This is a genomic window from Paracoccus niistensis, from assembly GCF_042432925.1.
Taxonomy (GTDB): Bacteria; Pseudomonadota; Alphaproteobacteria; order Rhodobacterales; family Rhodobacteraceae; genus Paracoccus; species Paracoccus niistensis.
In genome coordinates this window covers 125,114-138,152 of sequence record NZ_JBHLWE010000009.1, presented here as the reverse complement: position 1 = coordinate 138,152, position 13,039 = coordinate 125,114, and the positions used below count along the sequence as shown (strand labels likewise).

Annotated in this window: 19 protein-coding genes; 3 read left to right on the top strand and 16 right to left on the bottom strand. The window is 64.4% G+C overall.

Annotated features, from left to right (window positions below):
* The first annotated feature begins 62 nt into the window (after nucleotides 1-62).
* Complete coding sequence (locus ACFFII_RS03305) at nucleotides 63-434, top strand: thermonuclease family protein (protein WP_377697475.1); 372 nt, start codon at nucleotides 63-65, stop codon at nucleotides 432-434.
* Here ACFFII_RS03305 and ACFFII_RS03300 read toward each other — a convergent pair.
* The 7 genes from ACFFII_RS03300 to ACFFII_RS03270 all read right to left on the bottom strand — a co-directional run bounded on the left by ACFFII_RS03300 (nucleotide 415) and on the right by ACFFII_RS03270 (nucleotide 3,395).
* Nucleotides 415-657 (bottom strand): hypothetical protein, encoded by a 243-nt coding sequence (locus tag ACFFII_RS03300; RefSeq protein WP_377697474.1) that lies wholly within the window; start codon nucleotides 655-657, stop codon nucleotides 415-417. The genes ACFFII_RS03305 and ACFFII_RS03300 overlap by 20 nt on opposite strands.
* 166 nt (nucleotides 658-823) lie before the next feature.
* Entirely contained in the window at nucleotides 824-1,423 is a 600-nt protein-coding gene (locus tag ACFFII_RS03295) for a VapC50 family PIN domain-containing toxin (RefSeq protein WP_377697473.1), read from the bottom strand.
* Nucleotides 1,420-1,887 carry a helix-turn-helix domain-containing protein gene (locus ACFFII_RS03290; protein ID WP_377697472.1) on the bottom strand — a complete coding sequence of 156 codons (468 nt, stop codon included), beginning with the start codon at nucleotides 1,885-1,887 and terminating at the stop codon, nucleotides 1,420-1,422. The genes ACFFII_RS03295 and ACFFII_RS03290 overlap by 4 nt, the downstream gene beginning before the upstream one ends.
* A 267-nt stretch (nucleotides 1,888-2,154) precedes the next feature.
* Nucleotides 2,155-2,520 (bottom strand): hypothetical protein, encoded by a 366-nt coding sequence (locus ACFFII_RS03285; protein WP_377697471.1) that lies wholly within the window; start codon nucleotides 2,518-2,520, stop codon nucleotides 2,155-2,157.
* Complete coding sequence (locus ACFFII_RS03280) at nucleotides 2,517-2,879, bottom strand: hypothetical protein (protein WP_377697470.1); 363 nt, start codon at nucleotides 2,877-2,879, stop codon at nucleotides 2,517-2,519. The genes ACFFII_RS03285 and ACFFII_RS03280 overlap by 4 nt, the downstream gene beginning before the upstream one ends.
* Complete coding sequence (locus ACFFII_RS03275; protein WP_377697469.1) at nucleotides 2,876-3,079, bottom strand: hypothetical protein; 204 nt, start codon at nucleotides 3,077-3,079, stop codon at nucleotides 2,876-2,878. Before ACFFII_RS03275 ends, ACFFII_RS03280 begins: the two co-directional genes overlap by 4 nt.
* A 19-nt stretch (nucleotides 3,080-3,098) precedes the next feature.
* The gene (locus ACFFII_RS03270; protein ID WP_377697468.1) at nucleotides 3,099-3,395 is read right to left on the bottom strand and encodes a hypothetical protein; all 297 of its coding nucleotides are present in this window, start codon (nucleotides 3,393-3,395) and stop codon (nucleotides 3,099-3,101) included.
* A 100-nt stretch (nucleotides 3,396-3,495) separates the two neighbouring features.
* Here ACFFII_RS03270 and ACFFII_RS03265 point away from each other — a divergent pair, with 100 nt between their 5' ends.
* Both ACFFII_RS03265 and ACFFII_RS03260 read left to right on the top strand, forming a co-directional pair.
* Nucleotides 3,496-3,735 (top strand): helix-turn-helix domain-containing protein, encoded by a 240-nt coding sequence (locus ACFFII_RS03265; RefSeq protein WP_377697467.1) that lies wholly within the window; start codon nucleotides 3,496-3,498, stop codon nucleotides 3,733-3,735.
* Entirely contained in the window at nucleotides 3,736-4,788 is a 1,053-nt protein-coding gene (locus ACFFII_RS03260; protein WP_377697466.1) for a hypothetical protein, read from the top strand.
* Nucleotides 4,789-5,671: 883 nt separating this feature from the next.
* On the opposite strand, the gene ACFFII_RS03255 is transcribed toward ACFFII_RS03260, so the two are convergent.
* From ACFFII_RS03255 to ACFFII_RS03215, 9 genes are all read right to left on the bottom strand, one after another.
* Nucleotides 5,672-5,920, bottom strand: a complete 249-nt coding sequence (locus ACFFII_RS03255; RefSeq protein WP_377697465.1) for a hypothetical protein — start codon at nucleotides 5,918-5,920, stop codon at nucleotides 5,672-5,674.
* Nucleotides 5,917-6,354 carry a DUF5681 domain-containing protein gene (locus ACFFII_RS03250; protein ID WP_377697464.1) on the bottom strand — a complete coding sequence of 146 codons (438 nt, stop codon included), beginning with the start codon at nucleotides 6,352-6,354 and terminating at the stop codon, nucleotides 5,917-5,919. Before ACFFII_RS03250 ends, ACFFII_RS03255 begins: the two co-directional genes overlap by 4 nt.
* Before the next feature lie 17 nt (nucleotides 6,355-6,371).
* The gene (locus tag ACFFII_RS03245; RefSeq protein ID WP_377697463.1) at nucleotides 6,372-8,759 is read right to left on the bottom strand and encodes a hypothetical protein; all 2,388 of its coding nucleotides are present in this window, start codon (nucleotides 8,757-8,759) and stop codon (nucleotides 6,372-6,374) included.
* Between the two features lie 69 nt (nucleotides 8,760-8,828).
* Nucleotides 8,829-9,293, bottom strand: coding sequence for a hypothetical protein (locus ACFFII_RS03240; RefSeq protein ID WP_377697462.1), 465 nt, complete (start codon nucleotides 9,291-9,293; stop codon nucleotides 8,829-8,831).
* A 376-nt stretch (nucleotides 9,294-9,669) separates the two neighbouring features.
* Nucleotides 9,670-11,172, bottom strand: coding sequence for a DUF3987 domain-containing protein (locus tag ACFFII_RS03235; RefSeq protein WP_377697461.1), 1,503 nt, complete (start codon nucleotides 11,170-11,172; stop codon nucleotides 9,670-9,672).
* Nucleotides 11,169-12,056 (bottom strand): DUF7146 domain-containing protein, encoded by an 888-nt coding sequence (locus tag ACFFII_RS03230; RefSeq protein WP_377697460.1) that lies wholly within the window; start codon nucleotides 12,054-12,056, stop codon nucleotides 11,169-11,171. Before ACFFII_RS03230 ends, ACFFII_RS03235 begins: the two co-directional genes overlap by 4 nt.
* A 90-nt stretch (nucleotides 12,057-12,146) precedes the next feature.
* Nucleotides 12,147-12,353 (bottom strand): transcriptional coactivator p15/PC4 family protein, encoded by a 207-nt coding sequence (locus ACFFII_RS03225; RefSeq protein WP_377697459.1) that lies wholly within the window; start codon nucleotides 12,351-12,353, stop codon nucleotides 12,147-12,149.
* Nucleotides 12,350-12,655 (bottom strand): winged helix domain-containing protein, encoded by a 306-nt coding sequence (locus tag ACFFII_RS03220; protein ID WP_377697458.1) that lies wholly within the window; start codon nucleotides 12,653-12,655, stop codon nucleotides 12,350-12,352. The genes ACFFII_RS03225 and ACFFII_RS03220 overlap by 4 nt, the downstream gene beginning before the upstream one ends.
* A 107-nt stretch (nucleotides 12,656-12,762) precedes the next feature.
* Nucleotides 12,763-12,960 (bottom strand): helix-turn-helix transcriptional regulator, encoded by a 198-nt coding sequence (locus ACFFII_RS03215; protein WP_377697457.1) that lies wholly within the window; start codon nucleotides 12,958-12,960, stop codon nucleotides 12,763-12,765.
* Between the last annotated feature and the right edge of the window lie 79 nt (nucleotides 12,961-13,039).

Genomic DNA, 13,039 nt, shown 5'->3' with positions numbered 1-13,039 from the left:
GATCTGCGTCTCCTGACAACTGACAAAACCGACACAACTGACGAAACCTCCGAGAGTCTGCCATGCTGACCTGCCTTGCCGCCATCTGCGTCACGGGCGCCGTCGCCATCGACGGTGACACGGTGCGCCTGGACAGTCCCGGCAAGAACCTCCGTCTGCGCCTCTGGGGCATCAGCGCTCCCGAGATCCGCGAGCCGGGCGGGGTCGAGGCCAGTCGCGCTCTGGCAGCGCTGATTGATGGCCAGACGCTCGCCTGCGACCTGATGGACGTCGACCGCTACGGCCGCCCTGTCGTGCGATGCGCGACGGCAACTGTTGCGGACCTGAGCTGCGAAATGGTGCGGCAGGGGCATGCGAAAGATTGGCCGCAGTATAGCCGCGGCGCTTATGTTGCCGCGGCAGAAGGAGGGTGCATCAATCGCGAGGGTCCTTGAATCCTAAGTCAGGGTCCTGAACTTGCTCGAACTGGTCCTCGACATAAACATCGAGGTCGCCCAAATAGTCCTCGGCCTCATCCCGCGTGTAGCCTAGGCTCAGTAGATACGCCTCGAGTTCTTTTACTAGACGCTCAACCTCCCCTGCTTTGTCTTCAAGCGGGTAGTTGTGAACATTTCGTTGGATCCATTCTCGGATCACACCCCCGACGTTCTCGGCCATGCTTGATGCTCCTTCTAGTTTGTGTCTTTTGAGACAATATGTTCATCGCTGCGATAGTCTTGGGCTAATCGAGGGCTCACCAGTTCCCGCAGCACCAGATCGTGTGATGACCGCTGTGTCGTGTCCAGAGGGCTTGCCAAAAAGACGAAGCCCTGCAGGCGGGCAATCAACAGCAGTTCGCTCCGTTGCTCGATGGTATCAACACTTCCAACGGCTCGATTGCCGTTGCGAAATTTGGCACGCCTGCTCTTTCGAGGCTTGCTCTGTAATCATCAAACGTCATGGGAGGAGCGCGATAGTGCAGGAAGTCATTAATGACAGCCTCTGACACATCGTTGGGGCCAAGGCTGAAAACGTCCAACAGGAAGTCGTCGGGATGTTTCGTGTGGAGACGAAAGGCTTCCATAATGTCTTCTGGAAAGTCTTTCTGATTAAATGTCACGACTACGTTCGCGCGCGTCATAATGGCGGCGGCAACGACATGCCGGTCGTCAGGATCCGGCAGGACGATACCGCCCATCAGGGGCTCGAATCCGGTGACAAGGCAGTCAGGCACTGCCGCGTTCATCAGTTCTCGCGTCCTTTTCAAGTTCTCAGGCTGGAGGTCCGTGCGATTTGACACCAGGTTCCTGACCCACTCGTCATGGACCATGTCGCTCCATCGAGCACGGAAGAGCTTGGTCTGAGCGATATAGAGCACGAGGCTTCGCAGCCTCGCGCCATAGAAGACATTTGCATCGAAGAATGCCGTGAATGTCGAAATCATTCCAGCCCAAGAGCCCTTTCTTCTGCGTGCAGGTCTTCAAGGGCCTTGCTCTGCTCAGCACGGCACTTTTGCTCGTATGCAACCAAGTCAGAGAACTGCACACGCCGGTGGGTTCCGACCTTTCGAGAAGGCAACTCGCCCGCATCCAGTTTGCGGACAAGATAAGGGCGCGAGACGTTTAGGTAGTCAGCAGCTTGCTGTGTTGACAGTTCCGCTTCGTAGGGAATGAGAGAGATCGGCGTTCGGTTGGCCATTGCTTCTAGCACGGCGTGAAACATCGCCACTGCCGGAGCTGGCAGCGGCACGATGATTTTGGGGCCGCCTTCGAGAGGATCGATCGATACCTTGACGCTCTCATGCGCCTCGGCAACGGCCTTCAGACTGTCAGCTGCACGACGAGCAACGACAGCCTCGGCTTCGTCCGCGACGAAGGGCTCACGCGTCTGGTCCATAAGTGCAAGCATAGTTTCCCCCTAGTCTTTCATGCGGTCGGCGAACGTCGGCGAACGTCCGCGAACGCTCGCGAGCGACGCCATACATGGGACTATGTCGGCTGTCACCCGTCAATCGAAATAAACGCAACAGGTGAACTAAGTGTGACTGGTGCGGGTTCCAACATCCGCAGCAAGCAACTTTTCATGAGCGGCTGTTGACTAACGCTCACTGTCAGACGCGAGCAAAGCAAAGGCCCCGCGCTGGGCGGGGCCTGCCGGGTTCATGAAGGGGTGGGCTCAGGCCAGAAGGGCCTTGGCTTCCTCGCAGATCTTCTTGCCGGAGTTGTGGGCATCATCCATGAAGTCCGCCCCATCCAGCGACAGCGCCAGAAGCTTCGCGCACACGTCTTGGAAGTCCTGTGCCGGCTCCGCGAAGAGGCGGGCCTCAATCTCGGCGCGAACATCGCTCATCTCGTCGTATTCGTCGTCGCTGAGGCCTGAGAGGCTTTCCATTAGTTGATGCTGCCGGCGCCACTCGCGGAAGAGCGCCATCACCGGCGTGTCGCCCTGTGCAGCTTCTTGCGGAAGCTCGAATGCCGCCGTTGGCACAGCCCCGACCAGAGCCAACGCAGGCCCGGCTCTTAACAGGTCGCGGCGGTTCATGCTGCACCGCCAGTCAGGGCGCGAGCTTCCTGCCAGATCGCGCCAGTTTCCCAGTCCGAGAAGAGGCCGCCGTTGCAGGTGTCCACGATGACCTTCGCGGCAAAGTCGGCCGCGCAGGTGCAGGGTAGCGCCATCATCTCGTCCTGGATCCGGTCCCGCTCACGATAGAACAGGCGGTCAAGTTCCTCGTCCTCGTCCTTGCCAGTCGCGACGCAGACATGAACCATGGCGGCGTCGTTGATCGCCTGGTGCTGGCGGAACAGGCGCAGGATCGGCGTGTCTCCCTCACTGGCCATCGCCGGCACCGCACCCGCCATGGCGAGAGCAGGAGCGGCTTTCAGAAGAGCGCGGCGGTTCATGCTGTTTCTCCTTTCACGGCAGCTTGCAGCAGGCTCAGCGCCTCATTCAGCTTGTCCTCGGCCGCAAAGCACAGCGTGCTCATGGCGGCTGCATCCTGGTTGTCCCCGAAGGCATTGCCCCGGGTCGTCATCTCGATTGCTCGAAGGAAGGCTTTGGCAGAGCTCACCGCATCAGATGCGTCGAGGATGGGTTTGGTCATGGTATTCTCTCCTTGAAATTCAGGCAGCGTGGACGGCCGCCTGCAGTTCGGTAGTCAGTTGGTCGCGCAGGCGGTAGTCGGCCTGCGTCCAGCGGTTCTGCCCCTCCAGCGCGAAGATGCGCGCGTTCACGGCAGCGACACGGGGCGACTGCAGGGCAGCGGCGCGAGCCATGCGAGCCTCAGCCCAAGCCCGGCGCAGGGCGTGCTTGAAGATGAAGCGGCGCGACCGACCCGACAGATTGATCCGCGAAGCTGCAATCTCGGCACGGGCGTAGGCCCAGGCGGCGTTCATGATGGCGGAGCGGTCGTAGGTCATAGCGTTCCCCTTCCCTCTGTGATAGGTTATCTATCGCACATGATAGAAGGTCTTGCAATAGATCATCTATCAACAATGATAGATTTTCTTGCGAGGGATGATGAACGGGGAACAGATTCGGGCGGCGCGCGCACTCGCGGGCATGACTGCACAGGAACTCGCGGACGCTTCGGGGGTCAGCTACCCCACCGTGCAGCGGCTGGATGCGACACGCGGGCCGGTCAGTGGCCGGCATGACACGGTGGCTGCGCTGATACGGGCGCTGGAGGCCCGAGGCGTCCAGTTTTTGGAGGAGGGGCAGGTTTCCTCGGGTGCGGGCGTAGCATTGAAGGCCTCGTAGATGCTGAAGCTCATATCATCAGCGGTGTTTGCCGTGCTTCTCCCCATCACAGCATGTGCGGCAGATTTCGAACTGGTCGAGTGGCGGGGAAAAGCGGCCCTGAAGATGACAGGGCAGATTGACGACGGGACTGCGGACAGGTTCGCTGCCATTGCCGACAGGGCTGAACCCGCTGCTCACGGTCTCCCTATTTTGCTCTTAGATAGCCCAGGCGGCTCTGTTCTAGAGGCCTTGCTGCTTTCGAGCGCCTTGGACGACCGGCCCTTTCACACAGTCATACCCGATGGGGCTGAGTGCGCATCGGCTTGCGCATCAATCGTTTTCATCGCGGGCCGGTATCGAACAATGGAACCGTTCGGGCGGTTCGGGCAGCACTCCTGCTCTTATGGTGGCGTGGAGGACGCTGATTGCAATGAAGTCATCAGTCAGCACGCATTCCGGCACGGGGTGTCTCACGGTTCCGTAGCAGCCTTCCTGACATACGTCCCTGCCGCAGATATTCTCTGGTTCTCCCGTGAGGACATTGATGGGTGGGGCATTTCCCACTACCCAGGCAGCGAGGAGGCGGGGTTCGAGAAAAGTGAGCCACGCGCCATTGGCATGATAACCGGGCGCGTCCCGCCTGGACAAAGCTCGTGGCGCCTTGATTTCTGGGGAGAGGGTTGGCGAGCCTTCGTGCGCCCTGCTCGGGATGATGAGCGGGAGCTTCAGATCAGCATGTATTGCCGCGAGGAAACTCCGGGGAGCCTGTTCCTGCTGGCCGAACTGAATGGGCCAGCGGAGGTTATCCGCGGCGCCATAGAATATGCATCCCTTGAAACCGACACGTTCACAATGGACCGGGTGAAGCCTTCTGTATGGCAGATAGATCCGCTCGTCACAGGGATTGCCATAGAAATCCCGGGAGCCCTCGTGATGCCTTGGCTGACCACTGCGCAGAGCTTCAAGTTTTCGCTCGCCGTCGCGCCTCCCTATGACCCGATATGGGCTACAGGAAGCCTGTCAGGGAGCCGGAAGAACCTGATTTTCGCAGCGAACCATTGTGACGAGTAGATCTAGCCTCGGCTTGGAGCGCGTAGCGTATTCGCTACGCCCTTTAACATGCCGGCCGCGCGTTCAAGCTCCTGCAATAGTTCCAATCTTGTCACAGCTGATCCACTTTCCACGAGTATCGCTCTCGCAGTAGTAGCCTGCCGTATCTTCTTGATGAGTAGTCCAGATTGCGGGGCGTCAAGCATGGTCTGCAGGACCTTGGCACACTGCTCGCCGTAAACTTCGAGTTCTGAACATAAGGCGACTGGGTTTCGACCTGCCTCAACAGCCGCCGCTATGCTTGAAACACATGCAGATATCTTTTCCAGATATTCTGCCAGCTCCAAGCGGCGGTCGTGCCTTGCCCCCGCCAGAAAGGCTCCTAAGCCAAGAAGGTCTTTCGCAACATTGTAGATAGATGAAAGCATGTCACCCTCAGGGCGTTGGGGGGCTAACGTTCGAATGGCTGCAAGAATCCCCCCTCCATGTTATGGGAGGGCATCCACTTTTTCTACGCGCACGATCAGGCATGAGGAATCAAAGGGCCTAGGCTTAGTGATTCCGAGCGCGAAATCATGACTGCTTGTGACCGCCGTTGACGTGCGGCACGCTTGCGGCAGCCCTCACAACAGTATCGCGCATCACCCCGGCGAAACTCGGGGACCGGTTCGCTGCACCACCAGCATGACCACCCGTCCCGCCGCAGGTTCATCAGGACGCGGCTTGCGCGGCTGATCCGATGCGTCCGTTGACCGGTGTTGAACGGGTCGAAGCAGCAGGCCAGCACGCTCCAGCCGCCGCTGGGCAGTTCCTCAATGCTGATGCCGAAAGGATCGGGTGCCGCCATGATGTTCCTTTGATTTCCGCACAGGCAGAGACGGGTCAAGCTACTGATGAGGTTGCGTCATCCGATTTTAGCTGCCTGCGCCTTGCCCACCGGAGGCGCTGGGCGCCTCAAAGTGATTGCAGCTTCTGCACGGGCCATGAACGCGGCATCGTCCTCCCCTTCCTCCCGGCTGATGCCGCCCCCGCCGACGAACAGTGCGGCCTCGGGGCTGCCACCAGGCGGGGTCAGGAAAACAACCTCCACAGCAGACACGTCGGCGCTGGGCGCGGTGGCCTCCAGCCGGGCGATGCGGGCTTTCACGCTCATTTCCTAGCATCCTCCAAAGCTGCAAGCCGCGCCTCGATTTCCGTCGTCTCCAGGGTGCGGCGATAGGTTTCGACAAGCGACATGACGTGAGCGCCCTCGGCAGGGGTCAACTCTCCCCCGGCCACGGCTTCCAGCACGGCAGCGGCGGCCTTTGCGGCGTCCTCTGCCCGCTCCATGCGGGGAAGGCCGAACGTCACGGGTGCATCCTTCCGGGGCGGCGCGATGCGCTCCAGACAGAGGCGCAAGGCTGCCGTGTCGCCGCCCAGCGCGACCTCTACGGCCTTGCGTGTCAGGGCCTCGGCTTCCCCATCCAGAAGCGCCAGGACCGCCTGTGTAGCCTTGTGGCGCGTTCCCTTGGGCTTGCCCGGGTTGCCGGCCGTGAACCGGCCAGCGCTATCCCGTGCCTCCGCATCCGTTCCGCTTTTACGGGCCATCTCCTGATGCCTCCCTTTCAGCGTCGGTCATGGCCGAACAGCCCTTGCGCGAGCATCCCGGGCGCGACGACGGCAGGAGCCAGCGGGGCAACAGGTCCTGCCAGCGCCTGGAGCAGTGCCCGGCGGGTGGAGTCCTTACCGACCCTCTGCGACAGGTTGCGAGCGGCCCTGGTAGTCAGGGCGTCCCCGAGCCGCTTCATCCCCATGCCCGCCGCCGGAATGGCTGCCGCCCCGAACCCTGCGCCGCCGAAGCCTGCGCCACCCGTGAGAGCAAGGCCGGTGATGCTGCTGGGCGACAGCCTGCGCCCGAGGCCAGACAGCAGCCCAGCGCCTCCCTCGCCCTTGGCAATCGCGCGCATGGCAGCGATGTCCGCCTCTGCGAAGCCGCGCAGTCGGCGAGGGTTGCGAAGCAGGACCTTGAACTGAGAGCGCAGCCCGGATGCGAAGTCGTCCTGCAGCGAGGCCTTCTCGATGGCGGTCTCGATGGTCTCCATGCGCCGCATCCGGCTCCACACCTCCCGCGCGGCCTGCAGCGGGGCAGCATCGCCCCCCATACTCTCGACCGCATCATCGATGCCGTCCAGGACCATGGAGGCCAGCCGCCGCTCGTCGGGCTCGATGCTGTTGGCCGCCCCGGCCGCCACGCGGCGCAGGATTTCCAGATCCGCGAGGCTCTTGTCGCCCGCTTCCGAGGACAGCCGCTGCAGGACTGCGTTCACACGAGGATGCAGCATCTTGTCGAAGCCTTCGGCCTTCAGCTTCGTGCCGATGTTGCTCGCCATTCCCTTCACGGTGCTTTCCGGCACGACGGCGCCGGACTGCCGGGCGGCTTCGTAGAGCGCGCCAGCCTCGGCCTTCAGCCCTTCGATGGTGGGGAGCGTGTCGGCCGGCATCCTACGGCTGCGTAGCGCCCCTATGGCAGCGCTGAAGCCTTCTCCGAGCCCTCCGATAGCGGCACCGCCGATGGCGCCAAGCGGGGCGGAGACAGCCGCCTGAGTGACCCTGTTGCTGGCGCCGCCCTCACCCTCGCCAAAGCCGTAGCCTGCCGCTGTAGCCGCACCCACAAGCCCGCTGCGGCCGATGCGAGCGAGGCCCGTGGCGCCATTGCGGATGAAGCCAGTGCCGAGCTTGGCGGGCCCGATCAGGCTGCCCCCGAGTTCCGCTGCCGTCGAGATAACGGGATGCTCCTCCCGGAACTGCCTCTCCTGCCCTCGCACGGCGTCAAGCTGGTCGGCGTAGGTCGTGCCCCAGTTGCCATAGGCGCCGGTCTTGGCGTCGTAACCCGTGATGGCGTTGAGGCGGGCGCTGATTTCGTCACCGAAGCCGAAGAACAGCCCGTCGCCCGCTGCCTGCGCCACGTTGTTCCCGAAACCCTGCCCTGCGGTGGGGGCTCCATAGACCTTCTGCAGAGCCGCCTTGATCGTGGCGTCGTCGGTCCCGGCCGGGAACTCGTAGATTGTGCCCTCAGGACCTTCAACCTCTATGAAATCAGCGTTGCCACCTGCCTGCGGGGTCTGACGTGCCTTGGCAGAACGGGCCATCTGCGCCAGCCGTGTCGCGGCCGCGGTGTCGCCGGCGGCGTCTGCGTTGCGCAGCGCCACCATGATCCGCTCGTAGTCGCTCCCCTGGGCGCTTTGGCCTCCCTCCATCTGCCGGGCTGCTTCGTAAGCGGCCTGCTCGTCCAAGGCCTCAACCTCATGGACGGCGCCGCTGGGGGCTTGGACCTTGAAGCGGCGCAGTTGCTGCGCTCCCGAGGCAATGGGCGGGGCTCCTGGGGCCAGCTGGCCCGAAGGCAGGCTGCGAGGCTCCAGACCGGTGCGGCTCGCCGCAGCGTCGAGTTGTGCGCTCATCGCTGTCCAGTCCGGAGTCGGCTGGCTCGGCGTCATGCCCAGCGCTTGGTCGAAGTCAGCGCGAGGCACGTCGGAGTAGAACTTGCGATGCAGGGCGTCGGCCAGCTGCGGGTCCGGCACGTTCGCGTATGCTGGGTTCTTCTGGCGAAATGCCTCGAGCCGCGATGGGGTGCGCTGGGCCTCCGTCTGCAGCACCGCCTGGGACGGTGCCTGCTCAGGCGGAGCCGACATCTGCGGCATCATGGCAGGGCGGCCGAGTAGCCGTTCCCGCATCAGGCTCTGCAGCGCGGGTGCGGGCACTTGCGGCAGGGCGTCGGCTTCCGGCGGCAATGGCTGCATAGGCGGACTGTAGGTGCTGGGTGCCTCGGAACCCGCCGGCGATGCCAGCATCTGGGCAATCCTCGATGCAACGGGAGAAGGGCTGCGCGTCCCTGTCGCTGCCAGCGCTTCAGCCAGGGCGCTGGGCCTGATCTGCGCCCGGTCGCCCAGCGCCTGCGCGAGCGCCAAAGCCAGCGCGTCTCTCGGTCCTTGGGGAGCAATCTCGATGCGTCCCATTCGCCTATCTCCTTGCGTTCGGGCGCATCCACATACCGCGCCATCTATGCTGTTGGATTCTAACACAGTTCATGATTTACCCCAGAGGGCTTTCGCGCATTTCCCTGCGTCAGCTGGTGTTGTGAGCTTCGACAGTTCCCATAAAGCCGCAGCTCGCCCTTCCTTTTCGATTGCGGCTTCGCTCAGGCCCTCGAGTGCCTTGGGTGCGGCGATGAACATGGCGAACATCGGCAGGTCACGGTCCTTGAGGCCTGTTGCCAGCCAGACGGCGCAGGCACCCTCCGGTGCCGCCAGTGCGAAGCCGGGGAAGGCTTGGGCCTCCTCCATCGTGATCCGCTCGACGTGGTCGAGACCGCCCTTGCGCAGCATGGCCCCATAGGCACGCCGAAGCGTGGCGACAGCTGCCTCATGGGTAACTTGCTCAAGCCCGCCGCCGTGAGCGTCCTGACTGTTCGATGCCCATTGCTCGGCCCACTCGTCGGCATGATCTGCCAGCAGGCGGGCGAAGAAGCGGCGTTCTTCGAGGGGGGTCATCGGCACGGCCTCCCCTCAAGGCAGCCTAGCGCCGTGTCGCGCCCACGGGCCTGCCAGCACTTGCCGCAGAACAGCACTCCTCGTGGGCCATATCGCTCCAGATCGGTCATGTGCACCTGCGCATCAGCGCTCGCCCGTTCGCCGGTCCACGCCGTCACCATGCGGCCGGGAGCGCTGGGCGGGGCGTGGCTGGCATCGTGCGCGAGGGCGGGCGCCTCCTCGGGCTTCCGGCCTACTGACAGAACCGACACAACTGACGAAACCTCTGCCCGTTGAGGATTTCGGCCCTGAAACCCCCGGGCGGAGGGGGTTTCGTCGGTTTTGTCAGTTTCGTCAGTCGTCCGTTGGGCCGAAATCGCTGCCTGGAGCCACCGGGTCATGACTGCACCTCGTGAACGGCAGGGTTGACGATGAAGAGGCGCTGCGGCCGGCCGCCGCTCGGGCCGGCAGCCTCTGCAACGGCCCGGATCAGGTCGGCTTCCTCGAGCGCCGACAGGGCCGGGTTGATCTCCCCCATGCTGGCAAGCCCACGCCGCTCCATCCGTCGGACCTCGCGGGCGGTGAAGCGCTGCCACCCCATCTCGCGCAGAAGGCTCGCGAGGCGACGGGCAGAGCGTTCCTCCTTCGGGACGCTGGCGACCCCATAGGCGCGGCGGGCCATCGGCAGGATGTAGCTTTCGAGGAAGTGGCAGGCGCGGCCGAACTCCGCCGGGGTGATCTGGCGCTGGGCAGGATCCATCTCTCCGTCGAAGGCATGGCCGATTGCCGCCAGCACCAGTGCCAAGCGTGCCGCCAGGCCGGGCAGCTTGCCGATGAAGGACAGCAGCAGCCCCTCGGTCCCTGTCTCCCACTCGTCGCAGGTCTGCCGCCAATCGTTCATCATGGCGCGGGCGGCCTCATCGAAGCCCACGAACCACGGCCGGGGCTCGCCATCATCGCTCAGGGGCATCTGCATGGCCGTCAGTCGCGCCATGGCGGCATCCGCCACCTCGTCGGAGGCGAAGCGCTCGGGCTGCTTCACCGGCACCCGGCCGGGCCAGATCGGCAGGAAGCGCGCCAGCAGCCCGTCATCGCTCGTCTTGGTCAGCAGTTCCGAGAGGCGGTCAGGCTGGATGCCGCCCAGCGCCCCGATGGTCAGCCGGTTCACCGTCAGCGGAGCCCGCCCCATGCGCTCGACCGTGAAGGCGCGGCCGCCATAGGCCTCAAGCCAGAAGGCCCGATCAGAACCGCCGTTCCTCGCCTCCATCGCCAGCAGCCATCCGGCCAGCTCGTCCCGCATCTGCAGGAAGCCCTTGGGCTGGGCTTGCGCGATGACGCCCAGCCGCTCGACCGTGCCGTCGTTCACGATCAGGCGCGGAATATGCGGGGCCGTGCCGGCGTCGGCTTCCTTCGGCACCGGAGGGGGCGGGTTGCCCTTGTCGAGAGCTGCACGTGCCTTCTTGTCCCAGATTTCCTGCGCCAGCTTGGCGAGCTTCACCCGCTTCTCCCACGCGACCATTTCGGCTCCAGCTTCCTGCCGCAGAGGGCGTTCGGCGCGGCGGAGGGGAGCCAGCACTGCGTCGATGGCCGGGCTCTTGCCGGCGCTCGGGTTGCCGATGCACATCGTCCAGATGATCGGCGGCTCAGCCCAGCCCTTCCAAGGCGACACCCAGCGGGCGTTCCCCATCGTGGCACCGGTGACGGACAGCAGTGCCGCCAGGACGTAGTCGGGCGGGGCGCCCGCGCCCTCTGCAGTGGCCGCCACCCATTCGGCCGCGCGCAGGGTCAGGACTTCGGCCAGCGGCAGCGGTGGTGGCAGTGGAACGTCCGGACGAAGCAGCCGGAGGTCAGCATCCGGCCATTGAGCCTTGAACGGGATCGGTTCGGGCATCGCGTTCATGCGGCGGCCCCTTTCAGCATGAGAATGTCGTTCCAGTCCCGCCCGGCAGGGGCGGGCAGGAGGCTCACGGTCCAGCCGTGGGCGATGGCGCGTTCGGCCAGCTTGTGCGCGGCTTCATGGCCGGCGCCCTTGTCATCACTGTCGGGCGCGATGGTCAGGCGGTGCGGCGTGTCGGGAAGGCGGAGCCCCGCGACGCCGGGCGCAGAGAGAGCCGCCCATACGGTCGCAGGACCGCGCAGGAGGCCGCCGGAGAGGCTCAGGGCTGTCTCGATGCCCTCGGCCACTACAAGCGGGCCACGGGCCTCAGCGAGTCGCACCGCACCGCCCAACGCAGCGCCCAGCATCGCCTTGGGCGGGTCCACGTCCGCCTTGGCCATCCCATCCGCGCATAGATAGGTGCGATGCACCGCGAGCCGGGGCAGGCCATCCACCCTCGCGACCATTGCAGGCAGGCGCTGGGCGCTGGCATGCCAGCACTCAGGGTGGAAGCGCAGGCTGTCGGGAAGGGGGCAGGTGATGCCCCGCCCCCGCAGGTAGGTTTCAGCGATGGTGCCGTGGATCGGCAGGGCTTCGCGCCAGCACGCCAGCGCCTGCCGTTCCCGCTTCACGGCCTCGGCTTCATCCTCAGCCTTGCGGCGCGCCACCTCGGCCGGACTGGGCGGCTGTGGTCTGCCGCCACGATCCACCAGCCCCCGGTCACGCAACGCGGTAAGCACGTCCTCGAAGCGGCAGCCGGTCTTGCAGTTCAGCAGCAGCCGTCCGTCTGGGGCATCCGCCAGCGACAAGGAAGGCCTGCGGTCGCCATGCGCTGGGCAGCAGGCCAGCCCGTAGCGGCGATACCACTTGCCGCGAAGGGCGAGGGTCAGGGCGCGGGCGTCACTCATGGCCGGCCCCCCAGACAAGCACGGCCAGCATGGCGGCGCGATCAGGGTCGATGCCGAAGCGATGGCACAGGGTGGAAATGCGAAGGGCCATCATGCCGCACCGCCTTCCAGCGCGCCCAGCGCCTCCAGGACCTCGGGCAGCAGGTCGAGGCGGAAGGCCACCCCTTGCTTGCCGGGACGGTATTCCCCATTCCCGGCATCGAACCAGACGCGCAGGTTCACCAGCTGGAGGCCTTTGAAGTCGTCCAGCGTGATGCGGATTTCCTCGCGGGCGTTCTTCCGGATCGCGCCGCTCATGCCGCCATCTCCCGACCGGGGGTGACACTCGACTGCAGCACGTATCGGGCATGATGACCGGGGAACGGCCCCTCATGGCTTTCATGCAGGGTCTCGATGCTGATGCCCTGCTTGCGCAGCTTGAACACGTAGGCCGACCAGCGCGGCCCCGGGTGATCGATCGGCGTGCAGCCCTTGTTGCCAGCCTGGATCAGGTTCTCGAGGGCCCAACGGTCACGGCCCTTGACGACGATGAAGCGGGGGTCGGACTCGTTGTCCTTCACGGTGAAGGCCCGTGCGGGCCATTGCTTCTTGAAGCTCATTGCCTTGCCTATTGTCTTGTCGGCAAGGGCGCTGCGCGCTATGTTTGCGATATCCCATACCGCATAACGAAAGCGCCGCCACCCTGTGCCCGGGGTGGTGGTTTTCGTTATGCGGCGGCCATGCGCGTGGCCTTGGCACGCTCGATAACTGCCTGAATTTCAGATTGCGGCCAGCGTGTGGAGCCACCGATTTTCACCGGCGGGGGCACCGTGCCGTCATTCACACGACGCCAGAACGTGGTCTTGCTCACGCCGAGCGCCTCGGCGGCGTCCTTGTCTCTCAGTAGCCGATCAGTGGCCTGCATTTGGTCAACCCTCGCATTGAGTGGAACGTGTTGCGATGGGTTGAAACTGAGCCTGCCCGCTGGCCCATTCAGGGGCGGG